9 protein-coding genes are annotated in these 19,582 nt (G+C 72.2%); 5 read left to right on the top strand and 4 right to left on the bottom strand.

Features of this window, described 5'->3' with window-relative positions; all coding sequences use genetic code 11:
* Positions 1-87: 87 nt before the first annotated feature.
* Positions 88-7,875, bottom strand: a complete 7,788-nt coding sequence (locus MXD95_RS16555) for a hypothetical protein (RefSeq protein ID WP_250641539.1) — start codon at positions 7,873-7,875, stop codon at positions 88-90.
* A 296-nt stretch (positions 7,876-8,171) separates the two neighbouring features.
* Here MXD95_RS16555 and MXD95_RS16550 point away from each other — a divergent pair, with 296 nt between their 5' ends.
* Genes MXD95_RS16550 through MXD95_RS16540 form a run of 3 tightly spaced genes read left to right on the top strand, consistent with a single transcriptional unit; the run spans position 8,172 to position 9,858 of the window.
* A complete protein-coding gene (locus tag MXD95_RS16550; protein WP_250641538.1) occupies positions 8,172-9,185 on the top strand; it encodes an LXG domain-containing protein in 1,014 nt (337 codons plus the stop codon).
* A gap of 57 nt (positions 9,186-9,242) precedes the next feature.
* Positions 9,243-9,536, top strand: coding sequence for a hypothetical protein (locus MXD95_RS16545; RefSeq protein WP_250641537.1), 294 nt, complete (start codon positions 9,243-9,245; stop codon positions 9,534-9,536).
* Positions 9,537-9,552: 16 nt separating this feature from the next.
* Positions 9,553-9,858, top strand: a complete 306-nt coding sequence (locus tag MXD95_RS16540) for a WXG100 family type VII secretion target (protein ID WP_250641536.1) — start codon at positions 9,553-9,555, stop codon at positions 9,856-9,858.
* A 12-nt stretch (positions 9,859-9,870) separates the two neighbouring features.
* Here MXD95_RS16540 and MXD95_RS16535 read toward each other — a convergent pair whose 3' ends face one another.
* Genes MXD95_RS16535 through MXD95_RS16525 form a run of 3 tightly spaced genes read right to left on the bottom strand, consistent with a single transcriptional unit; the run spans position 9,871 to position 17,282 of the window.
* The gene (locus MXD95_RS16535) at positions 9,871-14,577 is read right to left on the bottom strand and encodes an FtsK/SpoIIIE domain-containing protein (RefSeq protein ID WP_250641535.1); all 4,707 of its coding nucleotides are present in this window, start codon (positions 14,575-14,577) and stop codon (positions 9,871-9,873) included.
* A gap of 10 nt (positions 14,578-14,587) precedes the next feature.
* Complete coding sequence (locus MXD95_RS16530; protein WP_250641534.1) at positions 14,588-16,228, bottom strand: hypothetical protein; 1,641 nt, start codon at positions 16,226-16,228, stop codon at positions 14,588-14,590.
* A complete protein-coding gene (locus MXD95_RS16525) occupies positions 16,221-17,282 on the bottom strand; it encodes an RICIN domain-containing protein (protein WP_250641533.1) in 1,062 nt (353 codons plus the stop codon). The genes MXD95_RS16530 and MXD95_RS16525 overlap by 8 nt, the downstream gene beginning before the upstream one ends.
* A gap of 353 nt (positions 17,283-17,635) precedes the next feature.
* Here MXD95_RS16525 and MXD95_RS16520 point away from each other — a divergent pair, with 353 nt between their 5' ends.
* Complete coding sequence (locus MXD95_RS16520) at positions 17,636-18,742, top strand: urease accessory protein UreF (protein ID WP_374122052.1); 1,107 nt, start codon at positions 17,636-17,638, stop codon at positions 18,740-18,742.
* Between the two features lie 51 nt (positions 18,743-18,793).
* Positions 18,794-19,582: urease accessory protein UreD (locus MXD95_RS16515; protein WP_250641532.1), on the top strand; the 789-nt coding region annotated here is incomplete at its 3' end.

Here is a 19,582-nt window from a genome sequence, read left to right as displayed (position 1 = left end):
GGCACCCCCGCACAACCCGACCCGACCCATCCGACGGACCCACCGCCTTTGGCGCGCCCGCGCCGGGTCCGTCCGCGCCGCCTCCCCTCAGTCGCCCCAACCGGACCCGGCGGGCGGGGGGATCGGAGCGAAGACCATCGTCGGGGAGAGAACCAGATGAGTCGTCGCGGGCTCCGTTTCCGGCGAGGGCACGTTGTCCTGCGGTCGCAGACCCGCGGCCTTGAGTAGCAGCGCCGCTCCCACCGTCCGTTCGATGAACCGTTCGGTGAGCTGCAGACCGATATCAGGCAGGCCACCCTTGTGGAAGTAGCGCCCGGAACCGAGGATATGGCCGAAGGTACGGAGGCTGCCGAACGCCGCTCCCGTGATCAGCGAGCCGGCGGCACCCCACGCGCCGGCGAGCCCAGCATGGCTGCCGTGCAGAGGAACGTAGTCATGGGGCAGGCCGAAGACGGCGGCGTTGACGGCGTTGGCGGCGAAGGAGGAGACGGATCCCACGAGGAAGGTGCCGACGAAGTAGTCGTAGCTGGCCTGCCGCCACCGGGTCGGGTTCTCCGTGGACGCCCAGTCGTTGTCCCAGAACTTGTCATGGTTGTAGGGCCTGCGGTTGAAGTCCTTGCCGCTGTCGACGTTGGCCAGGCCGTCCTTCGTACTCTTCACAATCCCCACCCGGTCGTGCACGAGACCGCTGACACCCTTCACTCCGCTGGCGACGCCCGCGCCGAGCAACGCCCGGTACCAGTCCTGCGGATTGAGTTGACCGTTGTTGAAGGCGAGGGCGACCAGCGACTGGACAAGGAAGTCCAGGGCGAAGTCCTGGGCGAAGTCCAGTGAGATCTTCTGGGCGGTCTGCACCCACGTGCTCTGGAAGGTGCCGGACAGCCCGTCGGCGGTCGTGTACTGCCGGCGGTTCGACTCCCGCAGCATGCGATTCCAGCCGCGGAACTCGCTGGCCCAGCCCCGGGCCTCGAACTCGCGGCCCACCGGGGTGAAATGCGCGTGCTGGATCGACCACCGCAACGGCCCACGTTCCCACACCGTGCCCGACATGGAGCGGAAACGCAGCAGCCGGCCGGTCTCATCGGTTTCGCGCCACTGCTTGTGGGAGGACTCCGACTCCCGGTAGACACCGTCGCCCTTGTGCACCCGCTCGCGGAAGACCCCGTTCTGGTCGTAATCCTTCCATGCTCCGTGCCCGACCGCGCTGTTCATCGGACGTGCGGCGCCGTACACCCGAACCCGACCATCCGCCAGTTCGCGCGCGATCGTGGTGGCCACGCCACCCTGACCGTCCGGGACAGTGACGACGTCCCGCCAGGGAACAGGCTTAGTACCCGCCGGGGGCGTCGCCTGCCACTGGCCCTGGTGCAAGAACTCCCGGGTCGCCCTGCTATTCGGAACCAGGTTTCCTGCGGCGTCATGGATCTCGGCGCGCCAGGTCCCGTTCGCGTCCTGCTTCGCGAGCAGCGCCCGACCTTTTTCCAGGGCATGCAGCTCGCGGATGAGGGTCTGGCCGTTGTTCCCGGCCCGGAAGTCGCGGTAGGAGTCGTCCCACGCCCCGTCCCGGTGACTGTTGCGGATACTTTTGCGTAGGCCGGTGTTCGCGCCCTGAGTCCACTGCCAGGCACCTTTGCGGGGGTGGCCGAAGGCGGTTACCGTGATGCCTGCGGGGGCAGCCTGGCCATCCTGGGGCGCTTGGTCCGGCCACCATTGCTCTCGGCGCCCGACGATCTGACCCATGGTGTTCCGCGTGATCGTTTCACCGACATCCCCCGGGTTATACGGATTGTCGGGCCGCCGATCCGGGTCGAAGCGCGGCCGGTCCGCCCGGCGGACGATATGCGTCACGGCGCCACCCGCTCCGGTGTATCGGACGGCCGAGTGGCCGCCGGCCTCCGGGTCGGTTGCCGCGTCAACCCAGTGCCGACCGTCATTGAGGAAGTACCGCTGGCCCTCCTCCTGGACGACCTTCGCCGAGTTGATCTCCCGCCAGGGCAGATCCCGCCGCCCAGTCGTGTTCGCGTTGTTCGCCAGAGAAGCCCACTTACCGCTCGCATCGCGGCCGATCTCGACCGTGTTGCCGTTCTCGAGCTTAAGCGCCCCGCGGACGAAGTCTCCCCGCCCGATGAAATCGGAGAACGACCCGTCGGGGGTGACCACTCGGACCCCGGAGGCCACCACATTGTTGTCGTTCCGCTCGACCCAGCGGAAGACCTGGTACCGGCTGTCGCCGAGAATCTGGTCCGACGTCCGAAAGTCGACCCGACCCACACCCTTCCACAAACGCTGCGGCGGACGCTGCTCGGCCCATCGCACCGTTTGCAGCGTATTACCGTTCTGGAGGGATTCAAGGGTACCGGTGTCCTTGATCTGCGGGGAGAACTCCTTGTAGGCGCCGCCCACCTCAAATTCACCGTTGCGCCCACTCACGGCATGCTCACGGTAGTGCAGCGCGTCGGGGAAGAAGTTGAACGCGGACCAGTACCGTTGGACGACATCGCTGTCCGGAGCGAGCAGAGTGTCCTGCCAACCCCGCCCCCAGCCCAGGAAATCGCGCGTCCCTTCGGCGGTGCGCACGCCGGCCTTGTCGTAGCGGTACCACTGCCATGACCCATCCTGCCAACGCTCGGCCCGGACCATTCCACCGTCGGCGGTTATCCGGTACTCCCGTACCGCCGGATCCCACAGCGTGCCGTGCCGGTAGTCCTTCCACAGGCGACCCTCGGGAAGGTCCTTGAAAAGTCTTCTTCCGCGGGCGGCGTGCGCACCGAGCTGGCCATGGGCGGCACCGGTCCACTGGTGCCAGTATCTCTCACCCTTCCCGTCTCGGAAGATCTCCAGGACGGCGGGGTGCTGGATGTCTGGAACGGGCTCGAGATGTTCCCGCCAGTAGAACGGAGTCTTGTCGGCCCCAACGAGCTGGAGGTCACCGTTTGCCTTCACCGTCACGGTGCCACCGCTGCCGTAGCGGTACGGCGCCGCCTGGGCGGGGGCCGCGGCCTGGCCCGGTGCCGCCTGCTGACCTTGCGGCGGCGCAGGCCGGGCCTCGGGGCGACCCGTAAGCTGGCGGTCCTGGGCGTTCCGCCACGTCCACGTGCCCCGGGCATCGGCCGGGGCGTTGGCAGCGGCGTAGTCGATCCACAGGTGCGTGTTGTCGCCGCCACCCTTCCTGAGCAGATAGGAGATCTTCTCCGACCGCAGGGTCCCATCCACGCGGAAAGCCTTGTAATCGGCGCCGTGGGCCACCGTGCTGATATCAGCGACGCGGTAGCCGCTACCAGCACCGTCGCGGGTGACGCGGGAGTTCGGCACCTCACTATTCGTGTTCGTGTCCATGAGCCGCATGGTGATACCGCCGTCTGCGGCCCGCTGGGCCTCGATCCGGGTGGAACCACCGTTTCCGTGGATGTCATGCGGCACGATGACCTCCTCGAGGATCTGCCCATCGCTGCGGAGCCGCTGCGAGCCGCCCGCCGCGTTCCCGAGCCGGACCTCACCGTTCTGCGCTACGGCCAGGGTGCTCCAGTCTCGCTGGAAACCGTCAGCGTCAATGTGGCTGCCGGTATGCGCGCGCAGGTTCATCTCCACCGTTCCGTCCGGCGCCCCGTGGAGGCCGGTGACGGTGGTTCGCTGCGCGACCAGATCTCCCTGCGCATCGATCCGGTACCACACGATGTCCGCCTGGCCAGTGATCACATGATGACCGTTCTGCCACGCATAGCGGAGCTCCGCTCCCTGCGCCCCATCGCGCTGCAACCACGCTCGCGGCTCCGCCCCCGTCATATCCACCGACAATCGGCTGTCCGCCGCCCCTGGCACATCGCGCACCGGCAGCTCAAAACCAGACAGACCACCATCCTCACCAAACCGCCACCACGAACCATCCGCACGCGTAAGCACATGCTGGTCATCCCGCCACTCGTAGCGGAACTCCGCGCCCAGCTCACCATCGCGCTGCAACCACGCCCGCGACCCCTGCCCCGCCACATCCACCCGCAGCCGGCTATCCGCCGCCCCTGGCACATCGCGCACCGGCAGCTCAAAACCAGACAGACCACCATCCGCACCAAACCGCCACCACGAACCATCCCCACCCGGATACGAAATCAGATGGTCACCATCCTCCCGCTCGTAGTCGACCCCCCGGGCCTCTCCTCCTGGCGCTTGCAGCGTCACGTGCTCGGCGTCGACATCGAGGTGGCCGAAGGGGCCCCGCAGGCCGGTGAGATCGACTCCGCCTCTGTAAGCGATCAGGGCCCCCTCGCTGTCGTACTCGCGGTACCTGGCCGAATCGAGCTGGTCCGTGATGCGGAACCCGCCGTGGTCGAGCACGGTGACGGTTCCTTCGAGGCGCAGGCGACTCTGGTGATCGACGAGGTGGCCGGTTTTGTCAGCGAAGTAGCTGAACGGGTTGAGGTAGGAGAGAATCCCATCGGGCGTGGTGGACTCGAACCGCAGCCCGTCGGAAAGGACCCGACCAGCCATCTTCTCCAGGCCTGACTGGCCCCAGCCGCCGCCGGGCAGGCGGGGGTGCTCGAGCAGGGAGAGGCGCAGCGCCTCGTCATCCGCCGAGCGCAACCGGTTCACGTCGAGGTCGAGACTGTGCAGACGCTCCTCGGCGGTCGCGAGCCCGGCCAGGGCGCCTCGCAGCCGGTCCTCGGCGGCCAGTTGGGCCGGGGTGCTGTCCGGCTTGCTCTTCGGCACGGATGACGTTTCCGGGTCGAGCGGGCGGCCGCCCGGATGATGAAGCTGGTAGTCGGCTCGGGCCTCGGCGAACTGGGTCTCGGCCATCCGGAACCGTGCCCAGGCATGGTCACCGGCCGCCGCGACGGGGTCGGGTACACCCCGCGCCCGCAGACTCTCGATCGCCCGTTGCTGGACCGACTCGGCGATCCGTAGATTCCGCTCGGCCTGGGCCACCTTCAGCGCCTTCTGCGCCGGGTTGGCGGCATGGATGAACGGGGCGACGTTCAGGCCATCCCGGGCGCGGCGCACCGCCCCGGCAGTACTGGCGATCTTGTCGAGCGCGGCGTCGAACTCCTCGCCGTCAGGCCGGTCGCCGTGCGCGGCCGGCGGCGTCGAGGAAGCCGAGGAAGCCGACCCGGCCGTCTCCCCGTCGGGCCGCACCGCCCCATCAGACCGCACCGCCACGTCGGGACGCACCGCCACGTCGGGACGCACCGCCACGTCGCCCAACGCCGCTCCCTCGGGCCGCGGTGCCGATTGAGGTAGCACCGTGCCCTCCAGCCGCGCCGCGGGCACACCCGCGGTGTCGAACCCCGGCCGCACGCCGCGCTCGCCCGCCTCGGCCGGCTCGGCCATCCTGGCGCTCACCCCGTCCGGGACCGAGGTGACGGCCGAGCGACCCGCGTCCCGCGGTGGCGCCGCCAGCAGGTCGAGGGCGTCGCGCGTCGACTGGCCCACCGGCGCGTGACGGGACGCCACGGAACCGGCATGGGCCAGACCGGCGAGCTGGGCGACGTCGCCGAGCGGCTCGGTGGGCACGCCATGGGCGCCGACCAACGCGAGCGACGAGGACGGCGGCGTCCGAGCCGGCGCCGCCGCCTCGCCGCGGATCTCCACACCGCCGGCCCCGATGACCAGCTTGGCCTGGGCAGCCTGGGCAGCATCCGGCACCGGTCCGGCCGTCGTCGACCCGTCCGTCGCCGCCCGGGTGCCGGGCAGCGCCCCCGATCCGGCCGTCGTGGTGGACGCGGCCGGACCCGCGCTCGCGTCGTGGGTCACTGTCGTCGCGGGTGGGGTGGAGACCCGCGACGATGCCGATCCCGGCGAGGAGACCGAGCCCGCGACGTCGTGTGCCGCTCCACCCCCCGTCGGGGAGCCCGGCGTCAGGTGACCGGGTGTCAGGGAGCCGGCGGTGAGATCATCCGGCGTCAGGTGGGCCGCTCCGGACAGCTCCGCGTGGCTGGCGCTCACCGCCGGCGAGGGGGGTGTGGGCAGGTGTCCCGCGTGACCGACGCTGCCGGCGAACGAGGACGACGCCGACAGGTTCACGGCACCGGCGCCGATCATGATCCGTCCGTCGTCGTCCGCGCCGAGGTTGAAGGCGACCCGGCTGTCGTTCAGCTTCATCGCCGAAATGTCGCCGTTCAGTGCCGCGTGCAGCTCGGGCAGCCCGGTGGCCTGGACGTCACCAGCGTGGTGGGCGGCGAGCCGGGCCGGTGAGGACAGGTCGCCGAGTCCGGAATGCATCCCGGTGACACTCGCCGCAGCCAGGTCGCCGGCGGGGGTGACGATGCCGCCCGGGTGCACGGCCGCCGTCGATCCCAGGGTCCCGGGCAGGGGCACGCCGTGCGCCAGGCCGGCCGTGCTCGTCATGCCCGTGGACAGCGTGCCGGGCTGGCCCACCAGGATGTGTCCCGCGTTGAGGCCGGCGTTGAGGCCGGCGGCGTCCCCCGTCTGGGCCGAGACGCCATCGCCGAGATGCGTGGCCATGGCGGAGACGCCATGGTCCGGCTGTGCCAGGATCAGGCCGGACCCGGTGTGCGGCAGGGCGGGCTCCGGCGGGTTCACCGCGCGCAGGATGCCGTCGCTGAGCCGCAGTGCCCCGCCGGTCGCCTGCGTCACCTTGCTGGCGAGGTCGGGGAAGACCCCGGCGCGGCCCAGACCGCGGCCGAGTACGGACAGGCGGAAGGCGTCGTGCACGCCAAGCACGCCGATCTCCGTGCCGTCCAGCGGAAGGAAGATCTTCAACCACTTCCACTGGCCGAACTCCTTGCTGAGCACCCTGGGCACCGCGGCCAGGCCGTCGCCGACGAATGTCACGACATCGCGGGCGTATCCGGGGATGGCCCGCACGCTGGTGACGAGCGCGGCCGGCAGTTCGCCGCCCGCCTTCGCGATCGAACGCAGCAGGCGCACGGAGTCCGCCGGGGCGGCCAGCGCGAAGTCCCTCAGCGTGATCAGGCCCCTCGCGGCGAGACCGTCCACGGTGGTGAAGGCCTTGAACACCCACAGGCCGCCGTCGCGGATCGTGCTGGCCACCGACGTCGCGATGTCTTCGACGCCGGCGACCACCGCACCGAAACTGATCTTCGAGGCGGTCTCCCAGAACGCCGCACCGATCTTGGGAACCGCCGTTCCCACGGACTTCAGGCCATCTTTGATCACTTTGGCGGTGGCGCCGGCGATCTCCTTCAGCGTGGACAGTGCGATCAGAGGCTTGGTCGACGGGCCGAGCAGACCGAGCAGGCCGAGCAGCAGCCCGGCGATGTTCGTCTTGCCCTCGACGAAGTCGACCACGGCCTTGACCGCCATGATCGCGCCCAACCCGAGGGCGATCAGACCCAGTGGCCCACCGGTGAAGATGGCCACGACCGAGATCGCCAGCACGATCCAGCCGAAGATCTCCCAGAAGACGTCGCAGGCGGACTTCTTCGGGTTCGGCGAGTGGATGTGGCCGCGGGCCGCACGGATCGTGGCGGCGGCACCCTTCGCGGCCCGATCGAGATCCTCGCCGGCGTGCGTCGCGTCGCCGGCGAGGGTGGTCCGGCGGGTGTCGTCCTGCGCCAGGCCGGTCGCCTCGGCGAGCGCCTGGTCGGCGCGGGACTGCGCCTCCCGCAGCGCCGAGATGTAGCTGCGTACGGCCGGCTCGGTAAGCTGGAACGCCTCGCTCACCCCGCCGATGAAGTCCTGGATCGCGGCGGAGATGGTGTCCCGCAGCCAGTCCGCGGTCTTGCCGACGAAGGCACCGTCCCCGGTCGACGAGACGACCTGGTTGAGCCCGGTCCTGGCGGTGTCGGCATTGCCGGCCATGGCGTGCATGAAGTCGGCGACGGCGGCCAGCGCCTCCGGGTCGCCGGGGGTGGGATCGCGTGGCAGTCCCAACGGTGACCAGTCGGTCGGTCGTGGCATCTCGGCCTCCCGGCATCCGCTGCGGGCCGCCCGCGGGCACGGCCTCTCAGAGGAACCACCGCCACAAGGACACCGGCCCCCCTACTCCAGACGCATCCGCGCCACGGCAGGGTTCATCGCCGACGGAAGAATCACCGAACCGTCGGGGATCCGCTGCGCGTAGTAGGTGGTGGGGGCGTCGGACGGTACCGGCGCCGCGGGCCCGCGCCGGAGGCCATCGCCGAATCCGGACAGCACCCAACCCTGGCAGCACCCGAACCCGGGCAGCAACGCGGACAGGAGGGACCGGAGCCGCCATGGCTGACCTCGTACTCGACTACGGACTGCTGCACCGGCTGGCGGGCAGCCTGCGCAGCCTGCGCGCGCAGATCGGGACGGACGTCGACGCGGTCAGCGGGCGTTCGGTGGTCAGCGCGGGCGGCGAGGTCGGCTCGGACGCCATCGGGAACTCGACGTTGTACGCCGCGCTGAGCGCGTTCTACGCCACCTGCCACAAGCCGTTCCAGGACTCGATGCAGAAGCTGGAGGACCTGGCGAGCCTGCTCGAAAGCGTCGCGACGGCGTTCTCCGACCAGGACTCCGACCTCGCCACCAAGGCGAACGCCGCCCTGCTGCAGGCCGAGATCGACCAGTGGCAGGCCGAGGAGCTCGCCTGGAAGCAGTACGAGACCTCCAAGAACCAGGTGATCAAGTACCAGTACTACGACAAGGACGGGGTGCTGCGGACCGCCACCATCCCGCTGTGGGGCCCGGACCGGCCGCCGCCGAAGGATCCCGGCGCCCAGCCCACCAGCGTGACCTCGCCGGACGGGACCATCACGTCGACCGCCCAGCAGGTGGACGGGACCGGAAAGGTCGTCACCGAGACGAGCACCGTCCACACCACGGACGGCCTGTCGTACACGGAAACGACCACGTACACCTACCAGGACCTCGACGGCAACGGAGAGACCGACAACGTCGACTACACGACCACTGTCACCCATTCGGACGGCACCACGGAGGTGATCACCAAGAACACCAGCCCGGACCATACGACCGTGATGACCAGCACCACCGACGACGGCACCACGAAGACGACGGTCACCCCGGGTCAGAACGGGGCCTATCACAGCGTCACCGTCGATCCCAAGGGGGACACGACCACCACCGAGGTGACCGTGAACCCCGACGGCACCGGTACGAAGACCGTCACCGGCCCGAAGGGCACCGACGTCTACACCGGCGACCCGAACAAGGACCGGTGGACGAAGAGCTCCCACGAGGACCCGCCGCCGGAGTACGACCCGTACACCCCCATCAACGAGTGACCCGTCCCGCGCCGGACCCACCCTGTCAGGCGACGCCGGGACCGAAGGAGGAGCACCATGGCCGACATCTCCATCGACTACGCCAGCATCGACACCGTTAACGGCATCCTGACCGGCGCCGTCAACAACACGGTCCCGAAGCTGACCTCGCTGCAGGCAGAGGTGACGGCGCTGCTGACCGCCGACGGCGGCCTGTGGCTGGTGAAGTCGAGCCCGGTCCTGTCGAAGCAGTACAGCGACTTCAACACCTCGATCACCACGGCCGTGAACAACATCATCAGCTTCGCCCACCAGTTCAGCAACATCGCCTCGCAGTTGCAGGCGATGGACGCGGCGATCAGCAGCTCCTGAAGGGGGACGCCAGCTCATGCCCGACATCGACGTCGACTACGCCCTGGTCAACACAACCGCGAGCCGGCTCGCCAGCGCCTTCGACGAGATCACCGCAACCCTCACCCAGCTTCAGGGCCAGGTCTCGCAGCTGCTGACCAGCACGGGCGGTCTGTGGATGAAGCAGTCAAGCCCGGTGATGGAAGCCCAGTACACCGAGTTCAACGCCTCGTTGACCAGCGCGATCGCGAACATCCCGAAGTTCGGCCAGAGCTTCCAGGCCATCGCGCAGAACCTGCAGACGATGGACGCCACTCTGGCCAGCCCGCCCGCGAACACCTGAGCGGGCCGGCCCCTATTTCAGCACGGTGTGCGGGATGGTGATGGCGCGCAGCGTCCCGGTGACGTCGGCGACGTAGCCGCGGCCGGGACGCACCCCGCCGCGCAGCAGGCTCACCGGGATGCGGCTGCCGACCAGGTCGCCCTCCAGCGACGTCTGCGGCGCCAGCAGCACTCCCTGCCGGGAGCGCCGTGCCTCTCCCAGCCAGCCGCTGATCGCCTGGGACAGCACCTCGCCGCTGCCCGCGTAGGCGAGCCCCACCCCGCGGTCCCGCCCGGACGCGACGATGGCGCGCAGGGCGGGTTCGAGCGGGGAGTTGAACCCGAACAGGTCCACGTCGTCGACGAGCAGGACCGCCGGCCCCTCGACCACCAGCGGTTGCGCGCCGGAAAGAACCTCCGGGGCGGCCAGGGTGACCTGCGGGTGGGCGGCCAGTCGGCGCAGCGGTGACTCCCGCGGGGTGAGCACGACCAGGCTGGTGCCCCCCGCCAGCAGCGACACGGCCAGCGTGGCCAGGGTGTTGCTGCGTCCGGACCCGGGCGGGCCGGCGACCAGGAAGGTATGGGCCCGGCCGGCGAAGTCGAGCAGCAGCGGCGCCGCCTCGTCGCCGCCGAGCCCGAGCAGCGCCCGCAGCGGACGCCGGTCGGCCTCGGGAACACGGGCGATCGCGTCGGCGAACGGCAGCACGCCGGGCAGCGCCGCCACGGGAGCCGGGCGCCGCCCCACGGTGACCTCCCGGTCGCGCGTCTCGGCCCGCGCGGCGATCTGGCGCAGCGCGGCGGCCTGCGCCTGCCCGGACGGATCGGGGTCGAGCAGGGCGATCTGGAGCTCGGCCTGGTTCGCCGACCGCCACCCGCGCCCAGGCGGAATCTGGGCGGGAATGCGCGCCAGGGGGATGCGGATCGTGCTGTAGTCGGTGCGCTCCCCCATCCGCAGCAGGATGCGATGGTCGTTCAGGCCGCCGGCGCGCCCGGCGAGCAGGCCGCGGTCGGAGGTGGCCACCACGTGGATGCCGGCGCCGGTGCCCTCCCGCAGCACGGTGAGCAGCGCGTCGTAGCGCCAACCCCCGTCGCTTTCGGGCAGGGTGGCGGCCAGCGAGTCCCAGCCGTCGATGAGAAGCACCAGATGGGCGGGGCGCTCGGCGACGGGCATGGCGACGCGCAGCTCGGCCAGGTCCGCGCAGGAGTACTGGGCGAGCAGCCCCTGACGGCGAGAGAGTTCCGAGATCAGACGGTTACACAGCCGACCGAGCCGCTCCAGGTCGGAACCGGTCACCACGGCGCCGCAGTGCGGCAGCTCGGCGAGCACCGCCAACGCCCCACCGGCCGCGTCGACCCCGTACAGGTGGACGTCGGCGCAGGAATGAACCCGGGCCAGCCCGCCGGCGAGCGTGCGCAGCACCTGGGACCGCCCGGAACGCTGCGTCCCGATGACGTACAGGTGCCCGAAGGTCGCCAGGTCACAGCACACCGGCCGTTGGGCCTGCCGGTGGGGCACGTCCTCGAGCGCGTAGGGCACCGTGGCCGGCCCGCTGGGCGCCAGCAGCTCGTCGAGCAGCACCCGCGGCTCCAGCGCGGGCAGCCATGGGCTCGGCTGGGCCTGGTAGGCCGTGCGCTCGGCGGCCGCGCGGATCAGGTCGACGAGCACGTCGAGGTCGGTGGGGGCAAGATCGTCCTGGTCGGCCTGGCCGACGGCCGGGTCGGCCGGGTATGCCGTCAGCGGCAGCGGCCGCCCCAGGGACGTCCACGTCAGGGCGACAGCCGTCACCGTCTCGGCCGTGGCGCGCTGCCCCGCCGACTCGCCCGCGCCCGAGCCCGAACCGGCGGCCGTGCCCGTGCCCGCGGCTGTGCCCGCGGCCGGTGCGCCGCAGTACGCGGTCTGGAACAGCACCGTCGACCGGTGCGCGAGCCGGGCCAGGGCCCGTCCCGGCGTGGACGCCGCGATGAGGGCCGCGTCCCGGGTGTCGATGACGTCGGTGCTCTCCGTCGGGTCGGTCACCCGCAGGGCGATCCGCAGGTTGGTGTTGGCCCGGATGTCCGCGGTCACCACCCCCGCGGGCCGCTGGGTCGCGAGCACCAGGTGGATACCCAGTGAACGGCCGCGCTGCGCGAGGCTGACCAGCCCGGGGATGAAGTCGGGGACCTCCCGGGCGAGCGTGGCGAACTCGTCGATCACCAGCATCAGCCGGGGCAGGGCGACCAGGTGCGGGTCGCGGGCGCGCAGCGCGCGGTAGTGGACGATGTCCTTGGCCGCGGCGGCGGCGAGCAGTTCCTCGCGCCGGCGCAGCTCCGCGGCCAGCGACTCGAGCGCCCGGACGGCGAGCGCCGAGTCAAGGTCGGTGACCATACCCAGCGTGTGCGGCAGCCGGGCGCAGCCCCGGAAGGCGCTGCCGCCCTTGTAGTCGACCAGCACGAAGACCAGCTCGTCCGGGCGGTTGTGGGCGGCGAGCGCCCCGACAAGCGTCTGCAGCAGCTCCGATTTCCCCGCGCCGGTCGTGCCCGCGACCAGCGCGTGCGGGCCGTCGCGGACGACATCGAGCACGACCGGACCGTCGAAGCCGACACCCACCGGAAAGCGGGTCGAGGCCGGCCGGGCCAGCCAGGCCTCGGCGATCGCGGCGGGGTCGGGCGGCTCGGGCCGGTCGGGATCCGCGAGGCCCAGCAGCTCCAACAGCCGCACCCGCTCGGGCAGGCCGTCGGCGGTCACCGGGGTGATGTCGCGCAGCGGGGCGAGCGCCCGGGCGACCTCCTCGCACCAGGCCGCCGGGACCAGGTCCGAGCGCACGTCGACCAGCTCGGGCACGTCACTGCGCCGCACCGCGAGCCCATCGGCCTCGCAGACGACGACGCTCGTGCACTCCTCGGGCAGCAGGCGGGTCTCGCTGTCGAGGCAGATCGCGAAGATCCGCACGGCCGGCCCGTCGGTCAGCACCTGGATCATGCCCGGCACGTCCCGCAGCCGCCGGGCCCCGTCCACCAGTACGACGACGTCCGGCTGGGCGAACATCACCGGCCCGAGGGCCGAACCGCGGGCCTCGGCGCGGGCGCGGATCTGCGCCTGCAGCTCGGCGACACGGTGCGCGACGGTCTCGGGGTCGTTGCCGATCAGCACCAGCGGCGCGCCGGGGCCGGCCGCGCCCGGACGGATGTGCGGCAGCCAGCGCACCCATTCCCAGCTCGACTGGCCCGCCAGGTCCGTCAGAACGACGATCTGCAGGTCACGGGGGCTGTGCAGGACGGCGCACTGGGTGAGCAGCCAGCGGCCGAGAGCGTGAACGGTGGCCCGCTCACCGGCCACGCCGACGACGCCCAGGGCGGCGAGGTCCAGGGCAAGCGGCACCTCGGGGACATTCCAGCGCAACCGCCGGTCGTGGTTGTCGAGTGCGGGATCGTCGACCTCGATCAGCGACGGCTGGTCGACCGTGCCCACCCGCAGCACGAGATGGTCCGGGTCGGTGCGTCGCCGCTCCCACAGCCGGCGGCCGGGACCGGTCGCGATCAGCCCGACGATGGCCGGGTCGGGGGACGCGTCGCAGCGGGCACGCCGCTCGGCGCGAACCGCGGCACTCAGCTCCTCCTCGGCCGCCGCGCGGTTCGTCCGGTAACGCGCGCACTCCTCCCGGTAGCGACGCCGGCCGCTGCGTCGGTCCTGGCTCCAGTTCGCGAACGCCATCAGCGGGCTGAACAGCATGATGATGAGGAAGAAGTAGGAGTGGAAGAACCAGACGAACGCCAGGCCCAGCACCATCGGCGCCAGCATGAGCAGCAGCGGGACGGGCCGGCGGGCCGGCGGCGTCGGCGGGGCCGGGAAGCGCTGGCGGGAGGTGAGCAGCGGCGGCACGATCCGCGGCGGCCGGTTGAAGTCCAGTCCCAGCACGTCCTCGGACAGCGTGATGGCCGCGTCCGGCTCGAAGCGTTCGGCCAGCCGGAGCAGGACCGGACCCACCACCAGGTCCTCGCCGACCTCCCACCGGCTGGATCCCGGCGCCTGCGGGCCGAACGGCGGCCAGGCCGGGGCCTCGGCGGGCAGCGGCTGGTCGCGCCGCTCGACCTTGGCTGCCGCGCGATGGTGCTCGGTGAGCCGAGGCCGCGGGGAGCACGGCAGCGTCGATCGGACGCCCTGCGGCGCGAACCCGGTCAGCCACGTGTCACCGGTCGACCCGATATGCAGCACCGCCGCGAGGTCGGGGACCCCGGGATCGGTGAGCCGCACCGCGCACCCGACGTCGGCGCCGATGTCATGCGCGCCAACGCCGAGCCGCCAGATCCGTCCCGCGTCCGGTCCGCCGACGACCCGCACCTCGAACAGTCTGGTGGGACGCGCGAGCGGGGCGAAGGGATCGACCGGCCGCGCCGGAGAGCCCAGGCCGATCCGCTGGCCGCTCGTGATCCCGCTATCGCGTACCGTGGCCGCCGGGTCGAGGGACGCTGCTCCCAGGAAACAGATCGGGGCGGGGTCGGCCAACCCGGCGGCGAGTTCCCCGACCAGGGCGGTGGGCGCCAGCCGCACCACCACGTCACCAACACCCGCCGTCACGGCACCGGCACCCGCAGACGTCGGCCCGGGCAGCGCCACCCGGTCGCTGGCCGGCAGCTCGAGGATCGCCCGATCGGCGGCGAGTGGACCCGTGGCCGCCGTGGCGGGCCGCGGCGGGTCCGCTCGCCGTGGCCAGGACGGTTCGCCGCCGCCGACCTCGACCGTAAGCACGACGTCCGCCGTCATCCGCCCGCCTTCACTCGTCCGCACCCGTGCTCCCGGCGGCCGACGCCCCGGCGGCGCCCAGTCCTCCCCCCACGCCCACGGCCGCCGTGCCGGAGCGGCCGTCGCGTGCCGGGGCGGCCTGCCGGCCCTGGTCGCCGGCCGGCTCCGGCTCGGCGAGCTCATCCGGATCCGTGGGCGCCCAGTCGGTCAGGCCGACCGGACCGGTCAGCTGGCCGGGATGGCCATCGGGCCGGCCAGCGTCATCCGGGATGTCCTCGACGTCCCAGCCGTCTGCGCCATTCCCGCCGTCGACGTCGTCCCAGCTGCCAGCGTCGTCCCAGCCGCCAGCGTCATACCGGCCGCCGGGGTCGCCGTCTGACTCGTCCGGGCCAGGCGGGGGCGGCTCGTCCGGGTCCGCGGCCAGGACGGAGTCCGGCGGCTCGACCGCAGACGGTGCCCATCCGCGCCGGAGACGCTCGCGTCGCCGCAGGGCGCGGTCGAGGCCGCGGTCGAGTGGGGCGCCGTCCGCCCGCAGGCCGAGCTCGGGAGCCGTGATCCGCCCCAGGTCGTCGAGTTCGAGGCGCCAACGGGAACCCGGGTGCCGACCCACGACGACGACGCGCAGGTCCACCCGGCGCTCGGCCAGCTCACTCACCCGCGCCAGCTCCTCGGGGCGGGTCGCCGAGCAGACCAGCACCGTCCGCACGGCAGGCGCTTCTCTGTCGACGCTGGCACTGTCGACGCTGGCACTGTCGACGCTGGCACTGTCGACGCTGGCACTGTCGACGCTGGCGTCGCGGCCCGGCACGGCCGCCCGCCCGGACGGGTCAAGCAGATCGAGTGCCTCGCTCAGCGTCGGACCGCCGAATCCGGGCAGGATGGTGTCGGCGACGAGTAGCCGGACGCCGGTCGGAGCGAACAGGCCGGCGGCGAGCTGGGCGGCGATCGCGGCGGCGAGACGGCGCGACGGCCCGTCCGGCCCGTCGATCGTGCAGACGGCTGGCAGCGCGGCCAGATCCAGCACCGCGAGCGCGCCTCCCGACTCGGGGATCAGGCCGATCGCGACCGGGCAGTGTTCCAGGGCGGGCGGATCGTCCAGCGCCTGCTGTTCATCCGGTAGCTGCGGCGGCGCAGGGGCCGGCTGACTGTGCCGAGCCAGTGCGACCCAGCAGGGTCGGTCAAGCATCGTCCCGGATGTCAGGAGCTCCTGCCCGGCGCGGCTGACCCCGACGGAGTCCGTACGCACTGCGGCCAGGAACGGTCGTAGGACGGGCTGCGGCCCCCCGGGCTTGGCCGTCGCACCGGGCGCCGCCTTCACCGGGATCCCGGCGTCGCTCCTGATGTCGTTCCGGCTCGGAATGACCGCCGGGCCGGGGGTCGACACCGCGGACACCGCGACCGCGAACGCGGTCCAGGTGTCCTCGTCGAGTCCGAAGTCCGCGAGCAGCCTGGCGACGGCGCGCACGTCGCGGCGGAAACGGTACGGGACGGCCGCCAGCCGGCCAAGGTCCCCGAGGCCGCCGGCGAACTGCCGTCCCCGGTGGACGGCCGTCCGCCGCCAGCCCCGGGTCCGGGAGAACCACTGCGCGCACACGATCAGGACGATGAGCGCCACCAGACCCGACAGGGCCAGCAGAATCGCGGTGCGGTGCTCCCGGAGGAGGTCAGCCACGGGCCCACCGCTGGTACGAGCCGCCGTTGCAGGGCATCGTGTAGAGGCTGCCGTCCGAGCCGCTGTCGAGGCAGCGCCCGGTGGCGACGTTGGTGAAACTCACCGTGCCGTATCCGGCGTCGGCCGTCCGCCACTGCTGACTGGCCGCGCCCTGGCAGCTCCGCGTGTACGCATTCCCCACCGTGTTGCTGTCCAGGCAGTAACCAGTCGCCAGGTCGGTCAGCACGACCGCACCGTAGCCGTACACCTTCCACCGCTGGCTGTCGCTGCCGTTACAGGTCCCTGCGTACCCGGACTGGCTGCTGTTGCTCTCGAGGCAGAAGCCTGTTGCCAGGTCGGTAAGGGTCGAGGCGGACGCGGCCGGCGCGGCCGGCGCGGCCTGCTGCGGGACGGCGGGTGGCGCGGCCGCCACCGGAGCGACCGAGCGAGCGGCGGGTGGAACCGTTGGCTGGTCGGCCGGCCGGGCCGCAGTGGCCGCGGGCAGGGGGGCCTGCGCGACCACAGGGGAGACCGGACGCGCCGGGGCCTGCCGCGCGGTGTCGGCGATGGGCGGCAGCGCGGTCACCGGCGGTGTGCTCGGCGCAGGCGTGGTCGGCCGGAGCGCGGTGGCGGGCGCGGTCCGCCCCGGATTCGGTGACCCCTGGGCCGCGGGGCTGGCAGCCCTGGTCCGCGAGACGCCGATGGCCGGCGCCGCAACGCTCGCCGAAGGGTCTCCGGCAGGCAGCCCGATCATCCCGACAATGACCGCGGCCACCACGAGCAGCGTGAACGCGGCCAACGCGCCGAGCGCACCCCAGGTCCGGCCCGGGACCCGGGTAGGAGGCCGTCCACCTCGCCGCGCCCGGGCCCAGACCTCGAGGTATGCCTGCGGACTGGCCGTCGGCGGAAAGGCCCCGGTAGTGCTTTCCCCCGCGGCGGCCTCCCTCGCCACGATCTCCTGCGCGGGATCGTTTCCCACGGCGTCGGCTTCCCCTGCCGCCTCCCAGCCGTCTGACTGGGCCGCATCCGACGGGCCCGTGGACTCCGTCGCAACCGGATGCAGCGGAGCGGTCACTGCCTCACCTCGCCGTTTCACATGCTGGCCGGATGCGCCCCCAACCCGGTTGAGGTGCATGAATAAACCAATTGTCCGAAACGGAGGTTACCGAAGGCGCCCGGCACGGTCGAGTCTGTCATCAAGCGTTCATGCCAGCTTTCCGACAAGGTCAGGGCGCCACGGAGCCCGAGGCTCGCGGCGGCACTCGCCCACGATCAACACCAGCGCTGCCATGACGCCGAGCATCCTCGGAGCCCGGCCGGAGCCCGGTCCGCGCGGTCGACCGCGCCTCGGCACATTTCCCAGGCGATGAGGGAGCAGCTCCGACGCTCCACCGACCGGGAAAGGACCGGGGATGTGGACCGGCGAATATGGACCCGGTGGATGGCTACACTTCCGCGAGCGCGCCCGGTTCTCCTGGCTCCCCGCGCTGGTCCCGAGACCCCGCAGCCGCCTCCGCCGCTCGCGATGGACGGCGCTCGCAATGGATGGACCGTGACAGACGGACCGCGGCAGGCGGACAACTGGAGGGTGCACGAATGACACCACCCGCGCAGCCAGAGGGGTTGGGCGGCATGAGGGCCTCCGGCGCGGAACGGAGATCGGGCCAGGCGATCCGGGCCGACCGGACGGTCGCCCGCCTGGCGACCCTGCTGGTTCTGGTGGACGGCCGCCTGCCGTCCGGGGGGCACGCCCACTCAAGCGGGGTGGAGGCGGCGGTCGCCGACGGCAGTCTGACTGGACTGGCGGACATCGAGAGTTTTTTGCTCGGCCGCCTGCACACCGCGGGAGTAGTCGCGGCCGCCTTCGCAGCAGCGACGTGCCATGCCCTGATCTGGCCACCCAGCACGGACCCGCCTGGCGTCGCGGACCCAGCCCAAGGCACGGACCCAGCCCAAGGCACGGACCCAGCCCGAGGCACGGACCCAGCCGGCGGCACTGACCCAGCCCGAGGCGGGGACCCGGTCCGAAGCGGGGACCCAGCCCGAGGCGGGGACCCGGCCGCAGGCGTGCTTGCGACCAGACCACCGGCCACCGTCGAGGATCTTGACACGGAGCTCGACGCACGCACGCCGTCGCCGGCACAGCGCTCCGCGAGCCGCGCCCAGGGGCGCACCCTGCTGCGGGCGGGACGAGCCGCCTGGCCCGTCGCGGCGGGGCCACGTGCACCGCATCACCCGATCGCGCTAGGCATGGTCGCGGCGGGGGGTGGGCTGCTACCGGCGGACGCGGCCCTGGCCGCGGCGCACCTGATGGTCACCGGACCAGCGACCGCGGCGACCCGCCTACTCGGGCTGGACCCGCTCGCCGTCACCGCCGTGCTTGCCCGCCTCGCCGACGGCGTGGCGGCGACGGCGCAACGTGGCGCAGAGTCCGCCGGGCTCCCCTTGCGGTCGCTGCCCGCCCGCAGCGGCCTTCGCCTCGATCTGCTCGCCGAACGCCACCAGCGCGCCGACCTGCGCATGTTCGCATCCTGACCCGGCCGAGCTGATCCGCGCCGCACGCCCGCGCCCTGTTAGGTTGCCCGGATGCGCGCCCATGCGACAGTCCGGGTCGACCTGGGCGCACGAGGCGACGCCCAGGTCACCGAGCTGCGCTCGGACGTGCCACTCGTCCTTCGCCTGACCGGACGGGCACCCGCCGGGGACTCACCGGCCTCGGCGACGGTGCATCTGGTCAGCGCCGCCGCCGGGCCACTGGCAGGTGACGATCTGCGGCTGGACATTGTCGTCGGCGAGGGCGTGCGGCTGGTGCTGCGATCGGTGGCGGCGATGGTTGCCCTGCCCGGCCGGGGGGCCACCGGTCCGTCCCGGCTGGCAGTGACAGCGCAGGTGGGCGCGGGCGGCGAGCTGGACCTGCGGCCAGAGCCGACGGTGGTGGCGGCCGGCGCCAACCACGCCGCGGTGACCGAGGTGACTCTGGCGCCGACTGCCCGGCTGTGGCTGCGCGAGGAGATCCTGCTCGGCCGGTTCGGCGAGCCTGCCGGAGCCTTCCACGGCACGCTTCGCGTCGACATCTCCCGCGACACCACCTCCCGCGGCGCCGTGTCCCGCGGCGCCCCGCCGGGGGGCGGCCCGGGCGCCGGCACCATCCCGCTGCTACGCCAGGAGCTGGAGCTTGGACCGGACGTGCCGGGACTGCACGGCCCCGCGCAGCTCGGACCGGCGCGGGCGGTGGGCTCCCTGCTCGTCGCGGGTCCCGAGTGGGCGGAAACGGGGTCCGGATGGGCCGGGACAGGGCCCGAACGGGCGGGGACACGATCCGAACGGGCGGGGACACGATCCGAACGGGCGGGGACACGATCCGAACGGGCGGGG

This window comes from Frankia sp. AiPa1 (assembly GCF_023243075.1).
Taxonomy (GTDB): Bacteria; Actinomycetota; Actinomycetes; order Frankiales; family Frankiaceae; genus Frankia.
Note: the sequence above shows the minus strand (reverse complement) of the source record. Positions and strands in the feature narration are given on the sequence as shown.